General features: G+C 64.6%; 23 protein-coding genes. 5 read left to right on the top strand and 18 right to left on the bottom strand.

The genetic code is table 11. From position 1 onward, the window contains the following. Positions 1-220 precede the first annotated feature (220 nt). The gene (locus tag SJI00_RS05970) at positions 221-1168 is read left to right on the top strand and encodes a hypothetical protein (RefSeq protein ID WP_322460810.1); all 948 of its coding nucleotides are present in this window, start codon (positions 221-223) and stop codon (positions 1166-1168) included. A 304-nt stretch (positions 1169-1472) separates the two neighbouring features. Here SJI00_RS05970 and SJI00_RS05975 read toward each other — a convergent pair whose 3' ends face one another. Beyond that, positions 1473-3599, bottom strand: a complete 2127-nt coding sequence (locus SJI00_RS05975; protein ID WP_416221008.1) for a TonB-dependent siderophore receptor — start codon at positions 3597-3599, stop codon at positions 1473-1475. A 356-nt stretch (positions 3600-3955) separates the two neighbouring features. Here SJI00_RS05975 and dnaX point away from each other — a divergent pair, with 356 nt between their 5' ends. The 3 genes from dnaX to recR all read left to right on the top strand — a co-directional run bounded on the left by dnaX (position 3956) and on the right by recR (position 7225). Further along, positions 3956-6145 (top strand): DNA polymerase III subunit gamma/tau, encoded by a 2190-nt coding sequence (gene dnaX, locus SJI00_RS05980; protein ID WP_322460812.1) that lies wholly within the window; start codon positions 3956-3958, stop codon positions 6143-6145. Positions 6146-6208: 63 nt separating this feature from the next. Next, positions 6209-6535 carry a YbaB/EbfC family nucleoid-associated protein gene (locus tag SJI00_RS05985; RefSeq protein ID WP_322460813.1) on the top strand — a complete coding sequence of 109 codons (327 nt, stop codon included), beginning with the start codon at positions 6209-6211 and terminating at the stop codon, positions 6533-6535. Positions 6536-6622: 87 nt separating this feature from the next. Beyond that, positions 6623-7225 (top strand): recombination mediator RecR, encoded by a 603-nt coding sequence (gene recR / locus SJI00_RS05990; RefSeq protein WP_322460814.1) that lies wholly within the window; start codon positions 6623-6625, stop codon positions 7223-7225. Between the two features lie 56 nt (positions 7226-7281). Here recR and SJI00_RS05995 read toward each other — a convergent pair whose 3' ends face one another. The 17 genes from SJI00_RS05995 to ccoN (SJI00_RS06075) form a co-directional block, all read right to left on the bottom strand. Then, complete coding sequence (locus SJI00_RS05995; RefSeq protein WP_322460815.1) at positions 7282-7830, bottom strand: adenine phosphoribosyltransferase; 549 nt, start codon at positions 7828-7830, stop codon at positions 7282-7284. A gap of 53 nt (positions 7831-7883) precedes the next feature. Next, on the bottom strand, positions 7884-8618 hold the full coding sequence (gene fnrA, locus SJI00_RS06000) for a Crp/Fnr family transcriptional regulator FnrA (protein WP_322460816.1): 735 nt from the start codon (positions 8616-8618) through the stop codon (positions 7884-7886). A 281-nt stretch (positions 8619-8899) separates the two neighbouring features. Next, positions 8900-10282, bottom strand: a complete 1383-nt coding sequence (gene hemN / locus SJI00_RS06005) for an oxygen-independent coproporphyrinogen III oxidase (RefSeq protein ID WP_322460817.1) — start codon at positions 10280-10282, stop codon at positions 8900-8902. 105 nt (positions 10283-10387) lie between these two features. Further along, entirely contained in the window at positions 10388-11071 is a 684-nt protein-coding gene (locus tag SJI00_RS06010) for a sulfite exporter TauE/SafE family protein (protein WP_322460818.1), read from the bottom strand. Beyond that, complete coding sequence (gene ccoS, locus SJI00_RS06015; protein ID WP_322460819.1) at positions 11064-11267, bottom strand: cbb3-type cytochrome oxidase assembly protein CcoS; 204 nt, start codon at positions 11265-11267, stop codon at positions 11064-11066. The genes SJI00_RS06010 and ccoS overlap by 8 nt, the downstream gene beginning before the upstream one ends. Before the next feature lie 49 nt (positions 11268-11316). Further along, positions 11317-13770 (bottom strand): heavy metal translocating P-type ATPase, encoded by a 2454-nt coding sequence (locus tag SJI00_RS06020; RefSeq protein ID WP_322460820.1) that lies wholly within the window; start codon positions 13768-13770, stop codon positions 11317-11319. Between the two features lie 145 nt (positions 13771-13915). Next, positions 13916-14443 carry a FixH family protein gene (locus SJI00_RS06025; RefSeq protein WP_322460821.1) on the bottom strand — a complete coding sequence of 176 codons (528 nt, stop codon included), beginning with the start codon at positions 14441-14443 and terminating at the stop codon, positions 13916-13918. A gap of 11 nt (positions 14444-14454) precedes the next feature. Further along, positions 14455-15864 carry a cytochrome c oxidase accessory protein CcoG gene (ccoG, locus tag SJI00_RS06030; RefSeq protein WP_322460822.1) on the bottom strand — a complete coding sequence of 470 codons (1410 nt, stop codon included), beginning with the start codon at positions 15862-15864 and terminating at the stop codon, positions 14455-14457. Between the two features lie 221 nt (positions 15865-16085). Then, complete coding sequence (locus tag SJI00_RS06035; protein ID WP_322460823.1) at positions 16086-17072, bottom strand: metallophosphoesterase family protein; 987 nt, start codon at positions 17070-17072, stop codon at positions 16086-16088. Positions 17073-17205: 133 nt separating this feature from the next. Next, complete coding sequence (gene ccoP / locus SJI00_RS06040; RefSeq protein ID WP_322460824.1) at positions 17206-18186, bottom strand: cytochrome-c oxidase, cbb3-type subunit III; 981 nt, start codon at positions 18184-18186, stop codon at positions 17206-17208. Then, positions 18183-18392: a cbb3-type cytochrome oxidase subunit 3 gene (locus tag SJI00_RS06045; protein WP_322460825.1), complete on the bottom strand. Its 210-nt coding sequence runs from the start codon at positions 18390-18392 to the stop codon at positions 18183-18185. The genes ccoP (SJI00_RS06040) and SJI00_RS06045 overlap by 4 nt, the downstream gene beginning before the upstream one ends. After that, positions 18392-19000, bottom strand: coding sequence for a cytochrome-c oxidase, cbb3-type subunit II (ccoO, locus tag SJI00_RS06050; RefSeq protein WP_322460826.1), 609 nt, complete (start codon positions 18998-19000; stop codon positions 18392-18394). The genes SJI00_RS06045 and ccoO (SJI00_RS06050) overlap by 1 nt, the downstream gene beginning before the upstream one ends. Beyond that, positions 19000-20445 (bottom strand): cytochrome-c oxidase, cbb3-type subunit I, encoded by a 1446-nt coding sequence (ccoN, locus tag SJI00_RS06055; RefSeq protein ID WP_322460827.1) that lies wholly within the window; start codon positions 20443-20445, stop codon positions 19000-19002. Before ccoN (SJI00_RS06055) ends, ccoO (SJI00_RS06050) begins: the two co-directional genes overlap by 1 nt. A 712-nt stretch (positions 20446-21157) precedes the next feature. Next, the gene (gene ccoP / locus SJI00_RS06060) at positions 21158-22141 is read right to left on the bottom strand and encodes a cytochrome-c oxidase, cbb3-type subunit III (protein WP_322460828.1); all 984 of its coding nucleotides are present in this window, start codon (positions 22139-22141) and stop codon (positions 21158-21160) included. Then, positions 22138-22329 (bottom strand): cbb3-type cytochrome oxidase subunit 3, encoded by a 192-nt coding sequence (locus tag SJI00_RS06065; RefSeq protein ID WP_312935183.1) that lies wholly within the window; start codon positions 22327-22329, stop codon positions 22138-22140. Before SJI00_RS06065 ends, ccoP (SJI00_RS06060) begins: the two co-directional genes overlap by 4 nt. Positions 22330-22334: 5 nt before the next feature. Then, complete coding sequence (ccoO, locus tag SJI00_RS06070) at positions 22335-22943, bottom strand: cytochrome-c oxidase, cbb3-type subunit II (RefSeq protein ID WP_312935184.1); 609 nt, start codon at positions 22941-22943, stop codon at positions 22335-22337. 13 nt (positions 22944-22956) lie between these two features. Beyond that, complete coding sequence (gene ccoN / locus SJI00_RS06075; RefSeq protein ID WP_322460829.1) at positions 22957-24387, bottom strand: cytochrome-c oxidase, cbb3-type subunit I; 1431 nt, start codon at positions 24385-24387, stop codon at positions 22957-22959. A gap of 49 nt (positions 24388-24436) precedes the next feature. Here ccoN (SJI00_RS06075) and SJI00_RS06080 point away from each other — a divergent pair, with 49 nt between their 5' ends. Then, a complete protein-coding gene (locus SJI00_RS06080; RefSeq protein WP_322460830.1) occupies positions 24437-25135 on the top strand; it encodes an alpha/beta family hydrolase in 699 nt (232 codons plus the stop codon). Positions 25136-25162: the final 27 nt, after the last annotated feature.

Below are 25162 nucleotides of genomic sequence, written 5' to 3' on the forward strand. Positions count from 1 at the left end.
AACGCGCAGGGCTATTTCAAACACGGGGCGTGCATCGCGCGCCGCCGTGCATGATCAGGGATGTCACATGAAGGATTCGCTTTACTGCCCGCGCTGCGGCGTGGAAAACCAGCTGCTGGCCCAGAGGTGTGGCAGTTGCAGAGGGGCGATGGTCCCTGGATCCACGCCAGCGCCATCGAGCATCGCCACATCGGCGCCTGCCAGCGGACGGCCACCACCGGTGGAGCTGCGTGCTTCATTCCAGATCCCGGCAAAACCGGCACATCGGGTTGTTCCCGCGCCCGCCTCGCGCAACTTCATCCTCAGGCACTGGCGCGGTGAGTACCCGCTGCGTGTTGCCTGCTGGCGGATTGCCGTGGGCCTTTCCCTGGTCCTGACGATCGCGGGCTCTGCCACGCGCGAGATGAGCGAGGCGCAGGGCTGGGGGCTGCGTGCTCAAGGCGCCTTGATGCTGGCGTTCTACCTGCTGCGTCCGCTGGTGGCGATCTGGATGCTGGTCGGCGTATGGCGGTCGGCGCGGGCGCACAAGGGCCACGGTGGCGAGCCGCTGCAGGCCGTGCTGGCGATGACGGTGGTGGTGCTCGCGACGCTGGGTTGGTTGGTGCCTGGGGCAGTCAACAGCGTGCCGATCGTGCGCGAGGGCATCAGCCTTGTGCGCGGCATCGACGAGGTGCCTGAGTATTCATTGCGGCTCATGGGCAATGGCACCGAGCTGGCGCTGGCGGGCGGTCTGCGGATGGGCGTGAGCGACGCGGTCGGCAAGGCGCTCGCCGCCAATCCTGGCGTGCAGGTCATCCGTCTCGACAGCCCGGGTGGGCGGGTGGGTGAGGCGAAGCGATTGGCAGGGCTGATCGAGCAACGCCGGCTCAGCACCTATACCGATGCGACCTGCGCCCGTGCCTGCGTCCTCGTGTTTCTGGCCGGCAAGGAACGTTATTTGGGCGAGCAGGGCCGCTTGGGCTTCTACCGCTCTGCAGTCAATGGTTACGCGGTCAGTGGCGCCGCTGATGTTGCCGGTGATTTCGCCAAGGCGCTGAAACGAGTGGGCGCTTCGCCGTCATTCATCGAGGCGCTGGATCGGATCGACATCGACGACCTGGGGTTCTTTGACGTTGAGCAGTTGCAGCGCGAGCATGTCATCGATGCGGTGATCAGGCCTGGCGGCTGAGGCGGCAGGGTTTGATGCAGGGCGTGCGAGCTCGGGGGAGGGCAGTCTGGGCGGATGTACCCCGCTAGACGAGCCAGAGGGCAAGGGCCGGCCTTTGGCCTACCGCCACAATCGAGCCCACCCATGCGCGGCACGGCATGGCTACAAGGCTGTCTGGACGGTGCAACGAGTGCGGTGCAGGTGGATGCTCAAGTGAAGGTCCGGCACAGTGTGCCGCTTGCCATTTCGTCACTGAGCTCAAACGCACAACGCCAGCACGAAGGCTGGCGTTGTGGTCAACGGGTGGGGCGTTGAGGCGCGGGCGTCAGAGCGTCCACTTCAGGCTGAACATCACGTTGCGCGGGTCGCCGTAGGTGCCGTTGCCGGTGCCGTTGGGAATGCCCTGCCAGTATTTCTCGTCGGTCAGGTTGTTGAGGTTGACGCGGCCATCCCAGTGCTCGTCGAAGCGGTAGCCGGCCATCAGGCCGAGGATGGCATAGCTGTCCTGGGTGGAGTGGCCGGTGCCGACGCGGTAGTAGGTTTCGCTCTGGGCGAAGACATCGGCGCCGACGCGGAACTTGCTCAGGTCGCCCGTGAGGTTGTAGGTGGTCGCGGCTTTGAACAGGTGCTTGGGTTGTTCGGGGGCGAAGCGTTTGCCTTGATAGGTGTCGTCTTTGGTGTATTCGCTCAGGACATAGACATAAGACGCGGAGAAGTTCCAGTCAGGCGTCAGCGCACCGCTGATTTCCGTGTCGATACCGCGGCTACGGACCTCGCCAGCGGCTTCATAGCATGAGCGTGGTGGTGCGCAGCCTGACACGTCGGCCGACAGCAGATAAGGCCGGTTCTGTTGGGTCATGTCGAACAGCGCCACGGACGCGTTCAGATCACCATTGAAGTACTCGCCCTTGAGGCCGATTTCGTAGCTTTCGCCGGTCGTGGGCTCCAGCACACCGCCAGAGGAATCCTGGGTATCCTGCGGCTTGTAGATTTCGGTGTAGCTGGCGTAGGCCGAGTAGGTGTCGTTCAGGTCGTAGATCACGCCGGCGTACGGGGTGAACTCGCGAGTCGCCTTGTAGCCGTTGCCGTAGGTCTCGTTCTCGAAGTCGTACCAGCTCACTCGGCCGCCCAGGATCACATGGAGTGGGTCGATCGGGTTGAGGCGTACAACGGCGTAGCCTGCTTTTTCGGTGGTGACTGTTTTATTGGCATAGGCGCTGAGGCTTTCGTCAGAAGGCTTCTGCACGTTGCCCGGGTCGAAATCGTAGACGTCGACCGGGGTCAGGCCCGAATAGCCCCCGCGAATATGGTAATCCTCGTGACGCTTGCTGACGCCTGCCTGGAACTCATGTTCACGGCCAAAGGCCTGGAACGCGCCGCTCAACGATGCGTCGAGGTTGAGCAGGTCGTCATCCGTGAGGTAGTGACCGGACGCAGTGCCCAGGTCGCTGACCGAGGTGTAGGCGTAGGTCGGGTTCATCGACCCGAAGTAGTTCGAGAACGTATCGGACTCATTCCACATCTTCTGCGCGGCGAACTTGGCCTTCCAGCCATTGTTGAAGGTGTGGGTGAGGTCGCCGAACAGCGTGTAGTTGTCCTGGTCCCAGTACGCCCATTTGCCCGAGGTGAAGCTCGAACGCGACAGCCCGAGGTTCTCGCCATTCGGGCCGCTGGGCAGGCCGCCCCAGTTGGAGGTCTTGTCCTGGCGCTGCTTGGAGGCGCCCACGGTCACGGTGGTAGCGTCGTTGAGGTCCGCTTCCACAATGCCGTAGAACGTCTGGCGCTTGTTCTGGCGCACATCTTCGAAGCTGTGGCCGTCTTCATAGGCCGCCACTGCACGGCCGCGTACGGTGCCGCTGCTGTTCAGGCGGTTGGAGGCATCGACCTCGGTACGGTAGCGGTCCCAGCTGCCAGCGCTGGTGGTCACGCTCACCTGTGGCGTGTCGGTGGGGCGCTTGCGGATCAGGTTGAGGGTGGCCGACGGATCGCCCGCGCCGGTCATCAGGCCCGTGGCGCCGCGCACCACTTCGATGCGGTCATAGATCGCCATGTCCGGCGAGGCCATGGTGTCGAGGGTAAAGGTGCCGACCGAGGTGGGCAGACCATCGAACATCAGGTTGTCGATACGGAAACCTCGGGCCAGGAACTCCTGACGGTCCGAGCCGAATTTGCGCAGGGTGATGCCTGGCGCGTACCTGACCACGTCGTCGAGGTCCTGGATGCCTTGGTCTTCGATCCGCTGGCGTGTCATCACGCTCACCGATTGCGGCGTTTCACGGATCGACAGCGGCAGGCCGGCGGAGGTGCCCATGGCACCGGTGGTGTACGACCGGGTCCCCTCGGTCGTGGCCTGGTTCTTCAGGCTGTCGGCGTCGGCGGTCACGTTGCTGACCGGCAGCTCGATCTCGTTGGCAGCGTGGGTCAGGGCGCTGGCGCTGGCCAGTGAGATCATCAACGCCAGGCGGCGCAGGGGGAAACGGTTCATGCTCGGAACAATCCTCGGGCACAGCCCAATCGAACCGCTGCCTCAGAAGGGCGCGGTAGTGCGGCTTTTTTTAGGGGAGGAAATCCGTTTCGGTAGGGCACTTGACCGTCAGTGCTGGTAAAAGGCTATGTGTTTGTGAAAATTATGTAAATAGAAATATTTCACATTTGCAGTCGTGTTATCGACAAACGGCCCTGCTATTTTCCTACACTTCAATCAACGTGGCGCTCACACACGCCCTACCACCCCGCACGCAAGGTGCAATTCTTCCCTCTCTCCGCTAGCATTAGCGCTCTTCGCTCGCTCAGGTTGTGACGTTTTTCATGAGTTATCAGGTCCTTGCACGTAAATGGCGTCCGCGCTCGTTCCGCGAAATGGTCGGCCAGGCCCATGTGCTCAAGGCATTGATCAACGCGCTAGACAACCAGCGCCTGCACCACGCCTATCTGTTCACCGGCACGCGCGGCGTCGGCAAGACCACCATCGCGCGGATCATTGCCAAGTGCCTGAACTGTGAAACCGGCATCACCTCGACGCCCTGCGGCACCTGCTCGGTCTGCCGCGAGATCGATGAGGGCCGTTTCGTCGACCTGATCGAGATCGACGCCGCCAGCCGCACCAAGGTCGAAGACACCCGCGAGCTGCTGGACAACGTGCAGTACGCGCCGAGCCGTGGGCGCTTCAAGGTCTACCTGATCGACGAAGTGCACATGCTGTCGAGCCACTCGTTCAACGCGCTGCTCAAAACCCTTGAGGAGCCGCCGCCCTACGTCAAGTTCATCCTCGCCACCACCGATCCGCAGAAGCTGCCCGCCACGATCCTGTCGCGCTGCCTGCAGTTTTCGCTGAAGAACATGACCCCCGAGCGCGTGGTCGAGCACCTGGCCCACGTACTGGGCGCCGAGCATGTGCCGTTCGAGGACGACGCCCTGTGGTTGCTTGGCCGCGCCGCAGACGGTTCGATGCGCGACGCCATGAGCCTGACCGATCAGGCCATCGTGTTTGGCGAGGGCAAGGTCCTGGCCGCCGATGTGCGCGCCATGTTGGGCACGCTCGATCATGGGCAGGTCTACGGGGTGCTCGAAGCGCTGCTGGCCGGCGATGCGCGGGCATTGCTCGATGCCGTGCGTGACCTGGCCGAGCAGGGTCCGGACTGGGGCGGTGTGCTGGCGGAAATGCTCAGCGTGCTGCACCGCGTGGCCATTGCCCAGGCGTTGCCTGAAGCGGTCGACAACGGCCAGGGCGACCGCGAGCGGGTGCTGGCGTTGGCCCAGGCGCTGCCCGCTGAAGACGTACAGTTCTATTACCAGATGGGCCTGATTGGCCGACGCGACTTGCCGTTGGCGCCGGAGCCGCGAGGTGGTTTCGAGATGGTCTTGCTGCGCATGCTGGCGTTCCGACCGGCTGATGCCGACGATGCGCCCAGTGCCGAGCTGAAGCACTCATCACCAAAGCCAGTGGGGATCAGCCAGGCCACAGCTGATTCCCCAAAGCCGGTGGCAGCGGCGCCGGTCATTGCCGCACCGCCTGTGGCCGCGCCCGCAGCGCCAGTCGCCGAGCTGCCAGCCTACCGGCCGGCGGCGATGCCAGCCGAGCGGTTGCCGTCCGACGCCACGCCAGGGCCACAGCCCTCAGCGCCGGCGAAGCCTGATGCACAGCCACCGGTGCCAGAGCCAGAGCCGTCAGCGTCTGAGCAAGCGCCGTCAGCGCCCGCGCATGAGCCCTCAGCGCCCGAGCAAACGCCACCACCGGCTTCGGCCTACGTGTCGCCCGATGCACCCATCGACCTGCCTTGGGAAACTGCGACGGCTACGCCGATGCGCCCGACCCCTGCGCAGCCGCCTGCCGCTCCGTCAGCCCCCGCACCGGCCAGCCGAGACGCCCGCGACACGCCGCCCGATTACGACGATGACGCACCGCCCTTCGACCCCTCGGCCTATGCTTCGGCCGGCATGGAGCGCGATGACGATGCGCCGCTCGACGACGATTACGAGTCACCGCCGCCCGACCCTGTGTCGTTCAGCTATCTGGACGAGCTGGCCGAACACGTGCAGGAAGCCGAGGCCATGCCACCCGCCGAACCGGCGCTGGCGGCCATGCCGGCCACCGGCCTGGCGCTGCAATGGCTGGAATTATTCCCTGCGCTGCCGGTCTCGGGTATGACGGGCAACATCGCCGCGAACTGTACGTTGATTTCAACCGAGGGCAACCACTGGCTGCTGCACCTGGACCCGGCGCAAGGTGCGCTGTTCAACACCACGCAGCAGCGGCGCCTGAACGAGGCGCTGAACCAGCACCTGGGCCGTACCATCAGCCTGAGCATCGAGCTGGTGCGCCCGGAGCAGGAAACCCCCGCCCAGGCCGCCGCGCGCAAACGCGCCGAGCGTCAGCACGAGGCCGAAGCGTCGATCGAGCAGGACCCACTCATCCAGCAGATGATCCAGCGGTTTGGCGCGTCGGTCCGGCAGGATACTATTGAGCCGGTAGAGGCCCTGGTCAGCCAGGGCCAATGAACGAATAACCCTGCGTCCGGCGTAGGCCGGGCGGCATCACACGACCCACTCGAGGTATTTCCCATGATGAAAGGTGGCATGGCTGGCCTGATGAAGCAGGCCCAGCAGATGCAGGAAAAAATGGCCAAGGCCCAGGAAGAACTGGCCAAGGCAGAAGTCACCGGGCAGTCGGGCGCTGGCCTGGTCAGCGTGGTGATGACCGGTCGCCATGACGTCAAGCGCATCAGCCTGGATGACAGCCTGATGCAAGAAGACAAGGAAGTGCTCGAAGACCTGATCGCCGCTGCCGTCAACGACGCCGTGCGCAAGATCGAGCAGAACAGCAAAGACCAGATGGGCAACATGACCGCCGGCATGCAACTGCCGCCTGGGTTCAAGATGCCGTTCTGACCCGCGCTTTGAGTTTGAAAGGGAGTGGCAGCCACACGGTTGCTGCTCCCTTGTTCGTTATGCCACCCGTTCCCAGCAGGTTTGCCCATGAGCTTCAGCCCCTTGATCCGCCAATTGATCGACGCCCTGCGCATTCTGCCGGGCGTGGGTCAGAAAACCGCGCAGCGCATGGCCCTGCAGTTGCTCGAGCGCGACCGCAGCGGCGGCTTGCGCCTGGCGCAGGCGCTGACCCAGGCCATGGAAGGCGTGGGCCACTGCCGCCAGTGCCGCACCCTGACCGAACAGGACCTTTGCCCGCAATGCGCCGACCCGCGCCGTGACGACACCCAGCTGTGCGTGGTGGAAGGGCCGATGGACATGTTTGCCGTCGATCAGGCGGGCTACCGCGGCCGCTATTTCGTGCTCAAGGGGCACCTGTCGCCGCTTGATGGCCTGGGCCCCGATGCCATCGGCATTCCGCAGTTGATGGCGCTGATCGACACGCAGGGCACCTTCACCGAAGTGATCCTGGCCACCAACCCGACCGTGGAGGGCGAGGCGACCGCGCACTACATCGCCCAGCTGCTGGCGGAAAAGAACATCAGCGCCACCCGCATCGCTCACGGAGTGCCGTTGGGTGGGGAGCTGGAACTGGTCGATGGTGGCACGCTGGCGCATGCCTTTGCCGGGCGCCGGCCGGTGGCCTACTAGGCCCTGTCAGAAGCGTCGGGCAGGCGCTGCTCAGGGCGCCTGCCGGGCCGCATGACTCAGTACTCGGCCAGCGAAAACTCGGTCAGGCAGAAGGTCGGTACGCCGGTGTCTTGCAGGCGCTGTGAGCCTTGCAGCTCGGGCAGGTCGATGATCGCCGCCGCCTCGAACACCTGGGCGCCAGTGCGGCGGATCAGCGTGGTGGCAGCCAGCAGGGTGCCGCCGGTGGCGATCAGGTCATCGAAGATCACCACCGAATCACCCTCACACAGGCTGTCGGCGTGCACTTCCAGGAAGGCTTCGCCGTACTCGGTCTGGTAGCCCTCCGACAGCACGTCAGCAGGCAGCTTGCCTTGCTTGCGGAACAGGATGAGGGGTTTGTTCAACTGGTGGGCGATGATCGAGCCGATCAGAAAGCCCCGCGCATCCATGGCCCCGATGTGGCTGAAGGGCGCTTCGACGTACCGCTCGATGAACTGGTCAGCCACGTAGCGCAAGGCGCGGGGTGACTGGAACAGCGGGGTGATGTCGCGGAAGATCACCCCCGGTTTGGGGAAGTTCGGGACCGGGCGGATCAGGGCTTTGAGGTTGAAGGTGTCGCTGTGCATGGGGCGGGTATCCTGGGAAAACTGGCCGCCAGTATACCCACTTCACCCCGCGATCAGGCGTCGATCGAGCCGCCGGCCAAGGCGCACAACTGGATCGGGTCGAGGATATGCACTTCCTTGCCCTCGGCCTTGAGCAAGCCGTTTTGCTGGAAGCGGGTGAACACGCGGGACACGGTTTCCACCGCCAGGCCCAGGTAGTTGCCGATCTCGTTGCGCGACATGCTCAGGCGGAACTGATTGGCCGAGTAGCCCCGCGCGCGGAAGCGTGCGGACAGATTGACCAGGAAAGTGGCAATGCGCTCATCGGCGGTCTTTTTCGACAGCAGCAGCATCATCTGCTGGTCATCGCGGATTTCCCGGCTCATCACCCGCATCAGCTGACGGCGCAACTGCGGCAGTTGCACCGACAGTTCATCCAGGCGCTCGAAGGGAATCTCGCACACCGAGGTGGTTTCCTGCGCCTGCGCCGACACCGGATAAGCCTCGGTGTCCATGCCTGACAGGCCCACCAGCTCGCTGGGCAGGTGGAAACCGGTGATCTGCTCCTCGCCGCTGTCGCTCAGGCTGAAGGTTTTCAGCGCGCCCGAACGCACGGCATACACCGAGCCAAAATTGTCCCCCTGGCGGAACAGGAACTCGCCTTTTTTCAACGGGCGACCCCGCTTCACGATTTCATCCAGTGCATCCATGTCTTCCAGATTCAGGGACAGGGGCAGGCACAGCGGCGCCAGGCTGCAATCCTTGCAGTGGGCCTGAGTGTGGGGGCGCAGTTTGACTGGCTCGGACATTTCTTTCGATCCTTGTGGAAAAGCACACATAAGCCGTAAGGGTACCTTACGGGGTGTGCGGTAGCCAGCATGCGCGTTTAGGGTGCGCCGCGACTTTGGTCGGCACCGGTGGGTACCTGAGTGGGCCATGCTTCAAGCGACAAGCCCCGCAGCAGGTTGTCCTTGCCTGCCAGACGCTGTACGAAATCGTGCCCGCGACGATGGTCTATAAGCAGCAAAAAAGCTGCGCTTGATCATCAGTTTCCGATTTCTCGTACAGGCCTTGGGGATGTTTGGGCAGGTCAGATCACCCGCGAGAAGCGTTGCTGTGAATGCTGTGCCAGGTACGCGTCGAACACCATGCACACCGAGCGCACCAGCAGCCGCCCCGCTGGCAAGACGCGGATGCCCTGGCTGTCCAGAGTGATCAGGCCATCGCGCTGCAAGCATTGGAGCGCCGGCCATTCAGCGACGAAGTAGCCGCGAAAATCGATGCTGAACGCCGCGTCGATCTGCTCGAAATCCAGCTCGAAGTGGCAGATCAGCTGCTGAATCACCGCGCGACGGACACGGTCGTCCCGGTTGCACAGCAAGCCGCGCTGGGTCGCCAGTTGGGCGCTGGACAGGCTCTGCTGGTAGGTGTTCAGGTCACTGCTGTTCTGGCTGTACAGGTCGCCGATCTGGCTGATCGCCGAGACCCCCAGGCCGATCAGGTCGCAATGTCCATGGGTGGTGTAGCCCTGGAAATTGCGCTGCAGGGTGCCTTCTTCCTGGGCGATGGCCAGCTCGTCGTCGGGCAGGGCGAAGTGGTCCATGCCGATGTAGCGGTAGCCGGCGTTGGTCAGCTGTTCGATGGTGTTGCGCAGCATCTCCAGCTTGGCGGCCGGCGTTGGCAGGTCGCTGCTGTCGATGCGTCGCTGCGGCATGAAGCGCTCGGGCAGGTGCGCATAGTTGAACACCGAGAGGCGGTCTGGCTGCAAGTGGATGATTTCTACCACGGTGCGCGCGAAACCTTCCGGGGTCTGCTTGGGCAGGCCGTAGATGAGGTCGAGGTTGACCGAGCGGAACTGCAGGGTACGCGCCGCTTCGATCAGCGTGCGGGTCTGCTCCAGGCTTTGCAGGCGGTTGATGGCGCGCTGCACGGCAGGGTCGAGGTCCTGCACGCCCAGGCTCACTCGGTTGAAACCCAGCTCACGCAGCAGGCCCATGGTCGACCAGTCGGCTTCACGCGGGTCGAGCTCGATGCCGTAGTCCCCGGAGTCGTCATCGAGCAAGGTGAAATGCTTGCGCAGCGCACCCATCAACTGGCGCAGCTCGACATGGCTGAGGAAGGTCGGCGTACCGCCGCCAAAGTGCAGTTGCTCGACGGTCTGGCGGCTGTCCAGGTGGCAGGCAATCAGCTGGATCTCTTGCTCCAGGCGCTGCAAATACGGCTGAGCCCGGGCGCGGTCCTTGGTGATGACCTTGTTGCAGGCGCAGTAGTAGCAGATGTTCGCGCAGAACGGCACGTGCACGTACAGCGACAGCGGCCGCGTCGCCCGGCGGCTTTCGCGCAGCGCATGCAGCAGGTCGAATGAGCCCACTTCGCTGTGCAGTTGCAGCGCGGTGGGGTAGGAGGTGTAGCGCGGTCCGCTCAGATCGTAGCGGCGGATCAGATCGGTGTCCCAACGCAGATCGTCGAGCATGAGGGCAGTCCCTGGATAAAGCAGCATGGGCCCGAGTCTAGGGCTGCACCGGCAATGCCATGTTGATTTGCATCAACGGCGAAATCGGTCGCGCTGCGGCGCCGATCAGTGGCCCATCAGCCAATGCTGGTGCGGGCCCGGCAGGGTCCACAGGCCGAACAGCATCACCAACAGCCCGCCGGCGCGGCGCACGCTGCGCCGGCGCAGCAGGGCCGCTACCCGCTCTGCCGCCAGGCCTGTGGCCAACAACACCGGCCAGGTGCCTAGGCCAAATGCCAGCATCAGCCAGGCGCTGTGACTGGCGTTGCCCTGGCTCGCCGCCCACAGCAGTGTGCTGTAGACCAGTCCGCACGGCAGCCAGCCCCACAGCGCACCGAGCAGCAGCGCACGCGGCAGGCTGCTGACCGGTAGCAAGCGCCGGGCCAGCGGCTGCAGGTGGCGCCATAGCCCGCGGCCCAGGGCTTCGACACGGGTCAGGCCGCTCCACCAGCCAGCCAGGTACAGGCCCATGCAGATCAGCAGCAGCCCCGCCAGCACCCGCAAGCCGAGCGCCAGCGGGCTACTGGCCAGCGCCCAGCCTGCCAGCCCCAGCAACAGCCCGGCGCAGGCGTAGCTCAGCACCCGGCCAACGTTGTAGGCCACAAGCAGCCGTAGCCGACGGCCGCGTTGCTCGGCTGGGATGGCGAAGGTCAGGGCGCTCATCAGCCCGCCGCACATGCCCAGGCAATGACCACCGCCAAGCAGGCCCAGGACGAAGGCCGAACCCAACAGCGGCAGCAGTTCAGTCATCGTGCCGGCCTGCATCGGCGGGGGCGTCGCGCTTGATGGCTGCCTGATGCGCCGGGTCCTGGTCGTCGAACAGGATGCTGTGGGCGGGGCTGTCGAGGTCATCGTACTGGCCGCTGTCCACCGCCCAGAAGAAGATGTAGACAGCCACGCCGACGAGCAGCAGGGCCGCAGGAATCATGATGTACAAGGCAGGCATGGTCAGCGCGCTCGGGGGTGGAGAGGGGCGCACAGCAGACGCACGCCGTTCATGGATGGGCCTGGGCAGCGCGCAACGCAGGTTCAGGGGCAGCAGGTGCGGGTCGGACCCGCGTCAGGCGCAGCGCATTGAGCACCACCACCAGGGAGCTGACCGACATACCGATGGCCGCCCACACCGGGGTGATCCAGCCCAGCGCCGCAAAGGGTAGCATCAGGCCGTTGTACAGGGTGGCCCAGAGCAGGTTCTGCAGGATGTTGCGGCGGGTGCGCTGGGCAAGGTCGAAGGTGGCGACCAGCGCCTGCAAGCGATTGCACAGCAGTACCGCGTCGGCGCTGGTCTTGGCCAGGTCGGTGGCGCTGCCCATGGCAATACTGATGTCGGCTGCGGCCAGCACCGGCACGTCGTTGACCCCGTCTCCAAGCATCAGCACCTTGCGCCCCTGGGCTTGCAAGGCCTTGACCCGCGCGAGTTTGTCGTCCGGGAGCAGGCCGCCGAGGGCCTGGTCGAGGCCCAGTTGCGCCGCGACCTCAGCCACCATCGGCGAGCTGTCGCCTGACAGCAGCAGGGTGCGCCAGCCGCGCGCCTTGCACGCCGCAACCAGCGCTGCCGCATCGTTGCGCAGGCGATCGTCCAGGCCAAACCAGGCCAGCGGGCCCGAACGATCGCCCAGCAGTAGCCACTGCCCTGACAGCGTCGGCGGCGCTGGCACATCGGCGCCACTCAGGGCGCACACAAAGCGCGCTTGGCCGATGCGCAGAAGGCACCCGCCCACCTCGCCCTGCAAGCCCAGGCCAGGGGTGTTGGTCACCGCCTGCGCCGACTGCGTGGCGGGCCCGAAGGCGCGTGCGATGGGGTGTTCGGAACGGGTCTCGAGGGCGGCGGCCAGGGCCAGGCACTGCTCTGCCTCCAGCGTGCCGAGCGGGCGAATGCTGCGCAGGGTCAGCCGCCCCTCGGTGAGGGTGCCGGTCTTGTCGAACACCACCGTATCGATCTGGTTCAGCCCCTCCAGCACATGCCCACGCGTCACCAGCAGGCCCAGCGTGTGCAAGGTGCCGGTGGCGGCCGTCAAGGCCGTGGGCGTGGCCAGCGACAGCGCGCACGGGCAGGTGGCGACCAGCATGGCCAGGACGATCCAGAACGCACGGGCCGGGTCCAGCTGCCACCACAGCGCGCCGATGACCACCGCTGCGATCAACGAGCAAATCAGAAACACCTGGGCGGCGCGGTCGGCAATCTGCCCCAGGCGCGGTTTTTCCGCCTGTGCCCGCTCCAGCAAGCGAACAATGGCCGACAACCGGCTGTCCGGGCCAAGCGCCTGGACTTCAACGGTCAGGCTGCTCTCGACATTCAGCGTGCCGCCGGTTACCCGGTCCCCCTCTCGCCTGGCCAATGGCAGGTATTCGCCGGTCAGCAACGACTCATCCACGCTGGAGCAACCGTCGACGATGCGCCCGTCAGCAGGAATCACCGCCCCCGGCAGCACCTGCACCCGCTCGCCCTGTTGCAATTCGCTGAGCAGGATGCGCTCGGCCTTGCCAGTGGCATCCAGGCGCAGGCACGAGGCCGGCAATACGTTGACCAAGTGCGCCGTCGCCGCGGCCGTGCGCTGGCGGGCGCGGCGCTCCAGGTAGCGGCCGGTCAGCAGGAACAGGGCGAACATGCCGACCGTGTCGAAATACAGCTCGCCGCTGCCGGTGATGGCTGTCCAGATACCGGCGGCAAAGGCCAGGCCGATGGCCAACGATACCGACACATCCATGGTCAGATGGCCGCTGCGCAGGTCGCGCAGCGCGCCCTTGAAGAACGGCGCGCAGCTGTAGAACACGATGGGAATGGTCAGAAACAACGCCACCCAACGCAGGATGGTGTGCAGTTCAGGGGACAGGTCGACGTTGAATTCCGGCCACGTGGCCATGGTCGCCATCATCGCCTGGAACCACAGCAAGCCCGCGACCCCCAAGCGGCGCAGGGCGCTGCGGTTTTGCGCCGCGAGCTGTTCGCAGGCCTGGTCCGGTTGATAGGGGTGGGCGGCATAACCGATGCGTCGCAGTTCGGCGAGCAGCTGCGACAGCGGCAGCGCCGCGTCGGCCCAGCGCACCGTCAAGCGATGGCTGGAGAGGTTCAGTTGCGCCGCTTGCACGCCCGGCATGGCGCGCAGGTGCTTCTCGATCAGCCAGCCGCAGGCGGCGCAACTGATGCCTTCGACCATCAAGGTGGCCTCGGTCACAGGGCCGTCGTGGCGCACGAAGCGGCGCTGCACATCCTGGCGGTCGTACAGGCGCAGTTCATCCTGTAGCTGCTGGGGCAAGGCTTCAGGGTTGGCGCTGGTCTCGCTGCGGTGCTGGTAGTAGTGCTCCAGGCCGGCGGCGACGATGGATTCGGCCACGGCCTGGCAGCCGGGGCAGCAAAACACGCGGCCCTCGCCCAGCACCACGGCGCTGAAGCGGGTGCCGGTCGGCACCGGCAGGGCGCAGTGGTAGCAGGGGGTGGGTTGGCTCATGGCTGCGCGCCGTTGCCGCGAGTGACCAGCAGGCCTGCCTGATCGCTGCGCTGAACTGCCTTGCAGGGCTGGTGGTCATCACGCCCCCGGCCGCGCACGGCGGCCGGGGCGCCCAAACAGCACGGGTTGCCGGCTGCACGTGCAGTCATGGCTTGCGCTCGGCCCCCAGCAGGGCTTCGTCACCCAGCTGCAGGCGCACACCGTGACCAACGTTTTCTTCCTCGAACATCCGCCACACCTTGCCGTTGTCTTCACCCAGCAGCTCGACGAAACGCCGACCCTCGACCTTGTCATCCAACTGGCCCAGATAGCGGCCGGCACCGGCGTGGGCCAGCAGTACCTTGCGGTCGCGGCTGGGCTGGGTGGGCGAAATCAGGTTCAGCTCAAGGGTGGCCGGTTCGCTCTGGCCGTCGAGGCGCAGCTGCACCTCGCCGGTCAGCTCATCCAGGTACAGGCTGGCCTTCAGGCCCAGGGACTGCGCCAGCAGCTCGCGGTCCAGGGAGCGGTTGATGCCCTTGCCGGCCTCGTAGTAGTTGTCGTTGACCAGGTTGTCCGGGTTGTTCACCGCGATGGCGACCATCGACAGGCTCAGGGTCACCGAGCAGGTCAGGATGCCAATCAGGATCCAGGGCCAGAGGTGCTTGTACCAGGGGCTGGCGGCAGTAGCGGGCATAACGGTTTCCCTTAACGGATGGACGGGCCGATGAAACGGCTCTGGGCTTGGACCTCGGCGCCGCTGTCGTCAGCGCTGCGCAGGGTGAAGGTGACTTCATTGGTGGTGGACGGCAGCGCCTCAGGGGCGACCGACAGCTGCACCGGCAGGCTGACGATGTCGCCGGCACTGACGGCGATCTCACGCCGGCCTTCCAGGCGCAGGTCCGGCAAGCCACTGGCGTCCAGCACGTAGACGTGGTCGCGCTGGTCCTTGTTCATCACCTTGAGGCTGTAGACGTTCTCGATCCGGCCCTCGGCGTTCTCGCGGTACAGCACGCGGTCCTTGCTCACGTCCAGGCCCACCAGCGGGCGCAGCGCGAAGGCGCTGGCCAAGGCGCCGATCATGACCAGTAGCACGGCGGCGTAGCCAATCAGGCGCGGGCGCACCATCTGGGTTTTCTGCCCGGACAGGTTGTGTTCGGTGGTGTAGCTGATCAGCCCGCGCGGGTAGTGCATCTTGTCCATCACCGTGTCGCACATGTCGATGCACGCCGCGCAGCCGATGCAGTCGATCTGCAGGCCGTCGCGGATGTCGATGCCGGTGGGGCAGACCTGCACGCACAGGGTGCAGTCGATGCAGTCGCCCAGGCCCTTGGCCTTGTAGTCGGTGTCTTTCTTGCGTGCACCGCGCGCTTCACCGCGGCGTGGGTCGTACGACACGATCAGCGTGTCCTTGTCGAACATCACGCTCTGGAAGCGCGAGTACGGGCACATGTGCACGCACACCTGTTCGCGCAGCCAGCCGGCGTTGCCGTAGGTGGCCAGGGTGAAGAAGCCGACCCAGAAATAGGCCCAGCCGTCGGCCTGGCCGGTGAACAGCTCGAACACCAGTTCGCGGATGGGGGCAAAGTAGCCGACGAAGGTCAGCCCGGTGACGAAGCCGATCAGCAGCCAGAGGCTGTGCTTGGCGGCCTTGCGTACGAATTTGTTGGCGCTCATGGGGGCTTTGTCGAGCTTCATGCGCTGGTTGCGGTCGCCCTCGGTGACCTTCTCGCACCACATGAAAATCCACGTCCACACACTTTGCGGGCAGGTGTAGCCGCACCAGACGCGGCCGGCATACACGGTGATGAAGAACAGGCCGAACGCGGCGACGATGAGAATGCCCGAGAGCAGGATGAAATCCTGCGGCCAGATGGTGGTGCCGAAGATGTAGAACTTGCGCTCGGGCAGGTTCCACCACACGGCCTGGTGGCCGCCCCAGTTCAGCCACACGGTGCCGAAATACAGCAGGAACAGCACGGCCCCGGCGAGCATCCGCACGCGGCGGAACACGCCAGTGAAAGCCTTGGTGTAGATATTCTTGCGTGAAGCGTAGAGGTCAACGGAAACCGTCCCCTTGGCGGGGGTAACGTCCTGTACTGGAATCTGCTTGCTCATCATCGTGTCCCACGGCGGTGGAAGAGGGTGCCGCGGCCAATGCGTGCCGGCCGCGGTCATGTCTAGGTTGGCGCCTGCGAGCAATGATACCCCTGTCGGGCGCCGTCAAGTCGGGGTGCGACACCAGGTCGCATTGGGTTCGATGACGTTATCGTGTAAAGAGCGCCGCCTTGATCCACGTCAATTGACAGGGCCGTGTACCCTGCAAATGACGCCCCATTTCAGTACAGCGCCACGCGGTCTATGACTTCAGCGTCGCGCCAGTTGTTGTGCGAGACCTGCTTGACGCTCATGGCTCGACCATCATCATCGAGCTCTGCCAGCAGGAACGTGCTCTGCGAAGCCGAGCCGCTCAGGTAGATCGGCACCTGGCCGTAATTGCCGCGATAGAAGCAGCCGGGCTCCTTGTGAATATGCCCGGCGAACAAGGCGCTCACCCGGTAGTGGCGAATCATGGCCTTGAAGCGCATGGACTCCTCGCGGCTACCGTCCCAGTCATCGGGTTTGTGCAGGTTCAGCAACACGGTCTGGCCATGGTCGTGGGCTTCTTGCAATTGCTGCTCGAGCCAGTCGAGCGAATCGACGATGACAAATCGATAATGGCGCTCGACCGGCCACGCCCAGCCACTGTCGAACTGCGTGCGGTAGGTCGGCTCGTTGTTCAGCTGGATGAGGCGTACCTGGCCAAAACTCATGCTGTAGGCCAGGCTGCCGGAGTAGATGTCCCGGGTTTCGTCGCTCTCGACCTGCAGGTCGAAGGTATCGACGCGCGTCTGGTGGTGCTTGACCAGATCCAGAATGCTGTCCCTGGCGGCACCATTGTTGAAGGTATCGTCGATGTTGTTCTGGTAGTCGTGGTTGCCCAGGCCGAAGTGGTAGTTGTCTTTGAGCAGCGTCTGCAGCTTGGGGTAGACGAACTCGCGCTGCCAGCCGTGTCCATAGGCGGTCATGTCGCCGTTGATCATCACCGGGATACCCAGGCCGCCGTGGTGCTCACGGTACTCGGCGATGCTGGTGTACTGCTCCTCGATCAAGGCCTGCGATTGCAGGTCGCGAGCCTCGCTGGACTGTTCAAGGCCGTTGTCGCTGGCAGGGGTCCAGGGGTACTGCGGGTCGGAGGCGAAGACGAAGGCCCGGGGTGTGGCGCGATTACCGTGACGGCCCTGCTGCTTGGGTGGCAGGGCGTCGGGGTAGGGATATGCGTTCATGCTGTTGATTCCTCTTGGCCAGGCAGGCAGAGCGCCTGCGCCAAGAGCATTGCGTACTGACCTGCGCGACAGCAGGCGGTACCGCTTCCTGTCGTACCGCTCAGGCACGGTGCACGCCGAGCTCGGGTGCCGGTCACTGGCCATCGGCCGCCTCTTGCCTTGGATGCGACAGGCTGTACACATAGGCCGCCAACACATGCACCTTGTCGTTGCCCTGCAACGGCGCCTGCGCCGGCATCTGCCCCTGGCGGCCGTAGCGGATGGTCTGCTGCAACTGGGCAAAGCTCGACCCATAGATGAACGCATCGGGGCGGGTCAGGTCGGGTGCGCCCAGCATCGGCGTGCCTTTGCCTTGCGCGCCGTGGCAGGCCACGCACGTGGTGGCGAAGATCGCCTGGCCCTTGTCGCCATCGGCGCTGACGCCTTGGGGCAATTGGCGATTGTTGAGCCCAGTCAGGACGAACGCCGACACATCCGCCACGCCCTGTTCGCCGATCACTGCCGCCCAGCCGGGCATCACGCCGTGGCGACCGTTCATGATGCTGGTCTTGATCGCCTCTGGCTCACCGCCCCAGCGCCACACGTCATCGGTCAGGTTGGGAAAGCCATACGCGCCCTTGGCGTCGGAGCCATGGCACACCGAGCAGTTGTTGGCGAACAGTCGCGCACCCATCTTCAACGCCTTGGCATCTTGCGCGACCGCCTCTACCGGCATGGCGGCGTACTTGGCGTACAGCGGGCCGAAGCGGGCGTTGGCGCGGGCCATTTCCTTTTCCCACTCGTGCACGCCGGTCCAGCCGGTATCGCCGGTGGCGAATTCGGTCTTGTTGGCGTTATCCAGGTAGCTGTAGCCGGGCAGAATACCGCGCCAGTTGCCCAGCCCCGGGTACAGCACCAGATAGCCCACGGCGAACACCAATGTGCCGACGAACAGCCAGAACCACCATTTGGGCAGCGGGTTGTCGTATTCCTCGATGCCGTCGAAGGCGTGGCCTACGGTTTCTTCGGTGGTGTCCTCGCGCTGGCCCTTGCGGGTCGAGAGCAGCAGCCAGGTCAGGCCGACCAGGGTGGCGAGGGTAAGCACGCTGACGTACAGGCTCCACACGGTGGTCATGGTTGCTGGCTCCCGGGCGCCTGATCCGGCGCTTTCTTGTCGGTAGGCTCGGCGCTGCGCCGGGCCTGGGCGTCATCGGCGAACGGCAGTAGCGTCGCCTCATCGAAATCCTGCTTGCGCTTTGGGCTGAACACCCACAGGGCCAGCCCGACGAAGGCCACCAGCACCACCACGGTGCCCAGGCCGCGAATCATCCCGATATCCATCAGCGTTTGCTCTTGATCAGCGTGCCCAGGCCTTGCAGATAGGCCACCAGTGCATCCATTTCCGTCTTGCCCTTGACCGCAGCGCTGGCGCCGGCGATATCGGCGTCGCTGTAGGGCACGCCAAGGCTGCGCAGCACCTCGAGCTTGTTCGCCGTGTCCTTGCCGTCGAGGGTGTTTTCCACGAGCCACGGGTAGGCCGGCATCTTCGACTCGGGCACCACGTTGCGCGGGTTGTACAGGTGCGCGCGGTGCCAGTCATCGGAGTAGCGCGCGCCGACCCGGGCCAGGTCCGGCCCGGTGCGTTTGGAGCCCCACAGGAACGGGTGGTCCCACACGCTCTCACCGGCCACCGAGTAGTGGCCATAGCGCTCGGTCTCGGCGCGGAACGGGCGGATCATCTGCGAGTGGCAGCCCACGCAGCCTTCGCGGATATAGATGTCGCGGCCTTCGACTTCCAGCGCGGTACGCGGCTTCATGCCCTCGACCGGCAGGTTGGTGACGTCCTGGAAGAACAGCGGCACGATCTGCGTCAGCCCGCCGATGCTCACGGCGATGACCATGAACAGCGCCAGCAGGCCGACGTTCTTTTCAACCACTTCATGTTTCATCAGTGCGCCCCCGCCGTGGTGACGATACGTGCGGCGGCTTCGGCCTGCTCGGGGTTGCCCGAACGGACGGTGCGCCAGGTGTTCCAGGCCATCAGCAGCATGCCGCAAGCAAAGATCGCTCCGCCGATGGCGCGCACGATGTAACCGGCGTGGCTGGCCTGCAGCGCTTCGACGAACGAAAACGTGAGCGTGCCGTCGTCATTCACCGCACGCCACATCAGGCCCTGGGTGATGCCGTTGACCCACATCGAGGCGATGTACAGCACGGTGCCGATGGTCGCCAGCCAGAAGTGCGCGTTGATCAGGCCTACGCTGTGCATCTGCTCGCGGCCATAGAGGCGCGGAATCATGTGATACACCGAGCCGATGGAGATCATCGCCACCCAGCCCAAGGCGCCGGCGTGCACGTGGCCGATGGTCCAGTCGGTGTAGTGCGACAGCGCGTTGACGGTCTTGATCGCCATCATCGGCCCCTCGAAGGTCGACATCCCGTAGAAGGCCAGCGAGACCACCAGAAAGCGCAGGATCGGATCGGTGCGCAACTTATGCCAGGCGCCGGAGAGGGTCATCATGCCGTTGATCATGCCGCCCCAGCTCGGCGCCAGGAGGATGATCGACATCACCATGCCCAGCGACTGCGCCCAGTCCGGCAGCGCGGTGTAATGCAGGTGGTGGGGGCCGGCCCAGATGTACAAGGTGATCAGCGCCCAGAAGTGCACGATCGACAACCGGTACGAGTAGATCGGCCGCTCGGCCTGCTTGGGCACGAAGTAATACATCATGCCCAGAAAGCCCGTGGTCAGGAAAAACCCGACCGCGTTGTGCCCGTACCACCACTGGATCATGGCGTCGGTGGCGCCGGCGTAGGCTGAGTAGGACTTGAACAGGCTCACAGGCAAGGAGGCGTGGTTGACGATGTGCAGCATGGCCGTGACCAGAATGAACGCCCCGTAGAACCAGTTGCCGACATAGATGTGCCGAGTGTTGCGCTTGACCAGCGTGCCGAAGAACACCACCGCGTAGCTGACCCACACCACGGCCAGCAGAATCGCCAGCGGCCACTCGAGTTCGGCGTATTCCTTGCTGGTGGTGTAGCCCAGCGGCAGCGTGACCAGCGCGCCGACGATGACTGCCTGCCAGCCCCAGAAGGTGAAGGCGGCCAGGCCATCAGAGACCAGCCGGGCCTGGCAGGTGCGCTGCACGACATAAAAGCTGGTGCCCATCAGTGCGCAGCCGCCGAAGGCGAAGATCACCAGGTTGGTGTGCAGCGGGCGCAGGCGGCCAAAGCTCAGCCAGGGCAGGTCGAAGTTGAGCTGGGGCCAGACCAGCTGCGAGGCGATGAAGACCCCCAGGCCCATGCCCACCATCCCCCACACCACCGTCATGATGGCGAACTGGCGGACGACCCGGTAGTTGTACGCGGTCGGACGAAGTGCAGTGTTCATTGCAAGGTTCCACGGTCGTGATGTTCTTGTTGGTCGTCAATCGGCGCCAGTATCAGTAACCCCAAGGGCTCTGGCAACGCACGCACACCTGCGCCGACCCGTGTCACGGACCCCCGTCATGGCAGTGATCTGCATAAGGAAGTGGTGGGAGTGTACACAAACAAATACCTGTTATGTGTACCGTTTCTCGGTTTTTTCTGATCGATTGGTCAGTCTTTTCTCGACCCTCGGCGAGCGCTGGGTCGAGGTGCCAAAGGTGCAGCAGATCGAAGCGAAAGTCGTATGCGTCGGGAGGAGAGGGCTTCGGGCTGTGGGGGCCACTGGCATGTGGACTGCGTGTTGCCTGAGATTCACACGGCCCCTGAAGGAGCGGCCGGTCCGGTGCTCCGGTCAGCCGCGATGGCCGGCACAGCCGGCCCAGTACGGGCAGCACTGAGTCTGCTTACCAAACCCGCCCCTGCAGGAGGCTTGGCCGGACTTGGTGAAAAGCCAGTGGGCGCACACAGTGGCCTGGCAGGGGTTCAGGGTCTCGTCCTGCCAGGGGCGGCCGTGTGGCGGGGGTCTGTTAAAACCGGGGGGCGGCAGTGTGGCGTGGGTCTGTGTTGAACCGGGAAGGCGGCAGTGGGGCGGGGATGCGGTTTCATACGGGCGGGGACTGGCCGGCTGTGGCGCTAGCGATGGCGGGGCCAGAGCGGCCCCGCGCGGGGGTGGATCAGTGGCTTTTGCCAGCCTCGGCAGGCTCTGGCTGCGACAAGCTGTACACATAAGCGGCCAGCAAGTGCACCTTGTCATTGCCCTGGATATCACGCTGCGCAGGCATCTGACCCTGACGGCCGTAACGGATGGTCTGCTGCAACTGGGCAAAGCTCGAACCGTAGATGAAGGCCTGTGCCACCGTCAGGTCGGGCGCGCCCAACAGCGGCGTGCCTTTGCCTTCTGGCCCGTGGCAGGCCACGCAGTTGGCGGCAAAGATCGCCTGGCCCTTGCTGGCATCGGCACTGACGGTGTCTGGCAGGGGGCGTTTGTTCAGGCCGGTGATGACGTACGCGGACACATCGGCCACGCCTTGCTCACCGATCACTTCCGCCCAGCCCGGCATGACCCCGTGGCGACCGTCCATGATCGATTGCTTGATGCTGGCGGGCTCGCCACCCCAGCGCCAGCTCTGGTCGGTCAGGTTCGGGAAGCCGTAGGCGCCCTTGGCGTCGGAGCCGTGACACACCGAGCAGTTCGAGGCGAACAGCCGCGCACCCATCTCCAGCGCTTTGCGGTCTTGCGCCACGGCCTCTACCGGCATTGCCGCATACTTGGCGTACAGCGGGCCGAAGCGGGCATTGGCTTGGGCCATTTCCTTTTCCCACTCGTGCACGCCGGTCCAGCCTTTGTCGCCGCTGGCGAATTCGGTTTTGTTGTCGGGATCCAGGTAGCTGTAGCCGGGCAGGATACCCTTCCAGTTGCCCAGGCCCGGGTAGAGGATCAGGTAGCCCACGGCAAACACCAAGGTCCCCACGAACAGCCAGAACCACCATTTGGGCAGCGGGTTGTCGTACTCCTCGATGCCGTCGAAGCTGTGGCCCATGGTCTGGTCGGTGGTGTCGCTGCTCTGGCCCTTGCGGGTCGAGAGCAGCAGCCAGGTCAGGCCGATCAGGCTGCCCAAGGTCAGTACGCTGATGTACGTACTCCAGAAAGTGGTCATTGCCCGTTACTCCTCATGGCAGGCTCCTGCCCCGCAGGGGGCAGGTTGTCGTCGTCGAAGGGCAGCAGGCGCGCTTCGGCGAAATCACGGTCGCGGCGACGGTTGAACACCCAGAGGGTCAGGCCGATGAAGGCGATGAAGACTACAAGGGTGCCCAGACCACGGATCATGCCGATATCCAGTTCCATGGCGATTACCTCTTGTTCTTGATGGCGGTGCCGAGCACTTGCAGGTACGCCACCAGGGCGTCCATCTCGGTCTTGCCCTTGACTGCGTCACGGGCACCGGCGATGTCTTCGTCGGTGTACGGCACGCCCAGGCCGCGCAAGGTGCGCAGTTTGGTGTCGGTATGGCTGTTGTCGACAGGGGTTGCGACCAGCCAGGGGTAGGCCGGCATCTTCGACTCGGGCACCACGTTGCGCGGGTTGTACAAGTGCGCGCGGTGCCAGTCATCGGAGTAGCGCGCACCGACCCGGGCCAAGTCCGGCCCGGTGCGTTTCGAGCCCCAGAGGAACGGGTGGTCCCACACACTTTCACCGGCCACCGAGTAGTGGCCATAGCGCTCGGTCTCGGCACGGAACGGCCGGATCATCTGCGAGTGGCAGCCCACACAGCCTTCGCGGATGTAGATGTCACGCCCTTCGAGCTGCAGCGCGGTGTAGGGCTTCATGCCCTCGACCGGGGTGTTGGTGACGTCCTGGAAGAACAGCGGAACGATCTGCGTCAGGCCGCCGACGCTGACGGCGAGCACCATCAGCAAGGCCAGCAGGCCGACGTTCTTTTCAATGACTTCGTGTTTCATCAGGCGGTTCTCCTCAAGCCAGCTGGGCGTTCGCGTTCGCGTTAACGGCTGCGCTGGCGGGTCCGCTCACGGTGCGCCAGGTGTTCCAGGCCATCAGCAGCATGCCGCTGAGGAAGATCACGCCGCCGACGAAGCGCACGATGAAGCCAGGGTGGCTGGCAACCAGGGTTTCGACGAACGAGAAGGTCAGCGTGCCGTCGCTGTTGACCGCGCGCCACATCAGGCCCTGAGCGATGCCGTTGACCCACATCGAGGCGATGTACAGCACGGTGCCGATGGTCGCCAGCCAGAAGTGCGCGTTGATCAGGCCGATGCTGTACATGCGCCCCTTGCCGAACACCTTGGGGATGGTGTGGTACATGGCGCCGATGGAAATCATCGCCACCCAGCCAAGTGCGCCGGCGTGCACGTGGCCGATGGTCCAGTCGGTGTAGTGGGAGAGGGCGTTGACGGTCTTGATCGCCATCATCGGGCCTTCGAAGGTGGACATGCCGTAGAAGGCCAGCGACACCACCAAAAAGCGCAGGATCGGGTCACTGCGCAATTTGTGCCAGGCACCGGAGAGGGTCATCATGCCGTTGATCATGCCGCCCCAGCTCGGAGCCAGCAGCACCAGCGACATCACCATGCCCAGCGACTGCGCCCAATCGGGCAGCGCGGTGTAGTGCAGGTGGTGGGGCCCTGCCCAGATGTACAGGGTGATCAGCGCCCAGAAGTGCACGATCGACAGGCGATACGAGTACACCGGGCGTTCGGCCTGCTTGGGCACGTAGTAGTACATCATCCCGAGAAAGCCCGCCGTGAGGAAGAAGCCCACCGCGTTGTGCCCGTACCACCACTGCACCATGGCATCCGTGGCGCCGGCATAGACCGAGTAGGACTTGGTCAGGCTCACCGGCACTTCCAGGTTGTTGACGATATGCAGGATCGCCACGGTCAGGATGAAGGCACCGAAGAACCAGTTGCCGACATAGATGTGCTTGGTGTTGCGCTTGATCAGCGTGCCGAAAAAGACGATGGCGTAGGCCACCCAGACAATGGTGATCAGGATATCGATCGGCCATTCCAGCTCGGCGTATTCTTTTGAGCTGGTGTAGCCCAACGGCAGCGAGATCGCTGCCAGCAGGATCACCAGCTGCCAGCCCCAGAAGGTGAAGGCGGCGAGCTTGGGTGCGAACAGCGTGGTCTGACAGGTGCGCTGCACCGAGTAATAGGAGGTGGCGAACAGTGCGCACCCCCCGAAGGCGAAAATCACAGCGTTGGTGTGCAACGGTCGCAGGCGGCCGAAGCTGGTCCAGGGCAGGTCGAAGTTGAGGGCAGGCCAGACGAGCTGGGCGGCGATGAAGACGCCGATCCCCATCCCGACGATGCCCCACACCACCGTCATGATGGAGAATTGGCGAACCACCTGGTAGTTGTAGGCGGCGCTAAGGGTTGTGTTCATGTATGGGTTCCCATCCACGGTTATAGGCAGGCTAAAAAGCGAGGGAAGGATGGAAGATGGGCAATTGGCCTGTATTGACGGGGATCAATGGGCGCAGGTCGGAAAAGTTACAGGCTTGCACTGCGACCTGCCCGACCCACGGGGGGAACACGGCTGTCAGGCCGGGCTGATTCTGGCCCATGGCGCCGGCGCGCCGATGGACAGTCCGTTCATGGACCAGATCGCGCAAAGACTGGCGGGGCAAGGGGTCGCGGTGCTGCGTTTCGAGTTCCCCTACATGGCCCAGCGGCGTCGGGACGGCGGGCGCAGACCGCCCGATCGACAGGCGGTTCTGCTTGACCGCTGGCGTGAGGTCTACGCCAGCGTGCGACCATTGGTCACAGGTCGTTTGGCGGTCGCAGGCAAGTCCATGGGCGGGCGCATGGCCAGTCTGCTGGCCGATGAGTTGGGCGTCGATGCCCTGGTGTGCCTGGGCTATCCGTTCTACGCCGCGGGCAAACCGGAAAAGCCGCGCACTGCACACCTGGCCAGCTTGCGCACGCCAAGCTTGATCGTGCAGGGCGAGCGCGATGCATTGGGTAATCGGCAGACGGTGGAGGGTTACTCGCTGTCACCGGCCATCGAGGTGTGCTGGCTGCAAGCCGCCGACCACGACCTGAAACCGCTCAAGGCGTCGGGGTGTACCCATGACGGGCACCTGCAGCGCACGGCCGAGCGCGTTGCGGCGTTTCTGAAGGGGGCGTTGTGAGCGCGAGCGCAGCGGCGTCTCGTGGGG

The organism is Pseudomonas gebzensis, from assembly GCF_034427815.1.
Classification (GTDB): Bacteria; Pseudomonadota; Gammaproteobacteria; order Pseudomonadales; family Pseudomonadaceae; genus Aquipseudomonas.

What these genes read in the sequence shown, in the direction of transcription:
- ccoO (WP_322460826.1), bottom strand. Translation starts at nt 19,000, where the DNA reads ATGAAACATGAAGTGGTTGAAAAGAACGTCGGCCTGCTGGCGCTGTTC.
- ccoP (WP_322460828.1), bottom strand. Translation starts at nt 22,141, where the DNA reads ATGACCACTTTCTGGAGTACGTACATCAGCGTACTGACCTTGGGCAGC.
- SJI00_RS06035 (WP_322460823.1), bottom strand. Translation starts at nt 17,072, where the DNA reads ATGAACGCATATCCCTACCCCGACGCCCTGCCACCCAAGCAGCAGGGC.
- recR (WP_322460814.1), top strand. Translation starts at nt 6,623, where the DNA reads ATGAGCTTCAGCCCCTTGATCCGCCAATTGATCGACGCCCTGCGCATT.
- ccoN (WP_322460827.1), bottom strand. Translation starts at nt 20,445, where the DNA reads ATGAACACTGCACTTCGTCCGACCGCGTACAACTACCGGGTCGTCCGC.
- SJI00_RS06010 (WP_322460818.1), bottom strand. Translation starts at nt 11,071, where the DNA reads ATGACTGAACTGCTGCCGCTGTTGGGTTCGGCCTTCGTCCTGGGCCTG.
- SJI00_RS05985 (WP_322460813.1), top strand. Translation starts at nt 6,209, where the DNA reads ATGATGAAAGGTGGCATGGCTGGCCTGATGAAGCAGGCCCAGCAGATG.
- SJI00_RS06045 (WP_322460825.1), bottom strand. Translation starts at nt 18,392, where the DNA reads ATGGATATCGGGATGATTCGCGGCCTGGGCACCGTGGTGGTGCTGGTG.
- SJI00_RS05975 (WP_416221008.1), bottom strand. Translation starts at nt 3,599, where the DNA reads ATGATCTCACTGGCCAGCGCCAGCGCCCTGACCCACGCTGCCAACGAG.
- ccoN (WP_322460829.1), bottom strand. Translation starts at nt 24,387, where the DNA reads ATGAACACAACCCTTAGCGCCGCCTACAACTACCAGGTGGTTCGCCAA.
- hemN (WP_322460817.1), bottom strand. Translation starts at nt 10,282, where the DNA reads ATGCTCGACGATCTGCGTTGGGACACCGATCTGATCCGCCGCTACGAT.
- ccoS (WP_322460819.1), bottom strand. Translation starts at nt 11,267, where the DNA reads ATGCCTGCCTTGTACATCATGATTCCTGCGGCCCTGCTGCTCGTCGGC.
- fnrA (WP_322460816.1), bottom strand. Translation starts at nt 8,618, where the DNA reads ATGTCCGAGCCAGTCAAACTGCGCCCCCACACTCAGGCCCACTGCAAG.
- ccoO (WP_312935184.1), bottom strand. Translation starts at nt 22,943, where the DNA reads ATGAAACACGAAGTCATTGAAAAGAACGTCGGCCTGCTGGCCTTGCTG.
- SJI00_RS06080 (WP_322460830.1), top strand. Translation starts at nt 24,437, where the DNA reads ATGGAAGATGGGCAATTGGCCTGTATTGACGGGGATCAATGGGCGCAG.
- ccoG (WP_322460822.1), bottom strand. Translation starts at nt 15,864, where the DNA reads ATGAGCAAGCAGATTCCAGTACAGGACGTTACCCCCGCCAAGGGGACG.
- SJI00_RS06065 (WP_312935183.1), bottom strand. Translation starts at nt 22,329, where the DNA reads ATGGAACTGGATATCGGCATGATCCGTGGTCTGGGCACCCTTGTAGTC.
- ccoP (WP_322460824.1), bottom strand. Translation starts at nt 18,186, where the DNA reads ATGACCACCGTGTGGAGCCTGTACGTCAGCGTGCTTACCCTCGCCACC.
- SJI00_RS06025 (WP_322460821.1), bottom strand. Translation starts at nt 14,443, where the DNA reads ATGCCCGCTACTGCCGCCAGCCCCTGGTACAAGCACCTCTGGCCCTGG.
- SJI00_RS06020 (WP_322460820.1), bottom strand. Translation starts at nt 13,770, where the DNA reads ATGAGCCAACCCACCCCCTGCTACCACTGCGCCCTGCCGGTGCCGACC.
- SJI00_RS05995 (WP_322460815.1), bottom strand. Translation starts at nt 7,830, where the DNA reads ATGCACAGCGACACCTTCAACCTCAAAGCCCTGATCCGCCCGGTCCCG.
- dnaX (WP_322460812.1), top strand. Translation starts at nt 3,956, where the DNA reads ATGAGTTATCAGGTCCTTGCACGTAAATGGCGTCCGCGCTCGTTCCGC.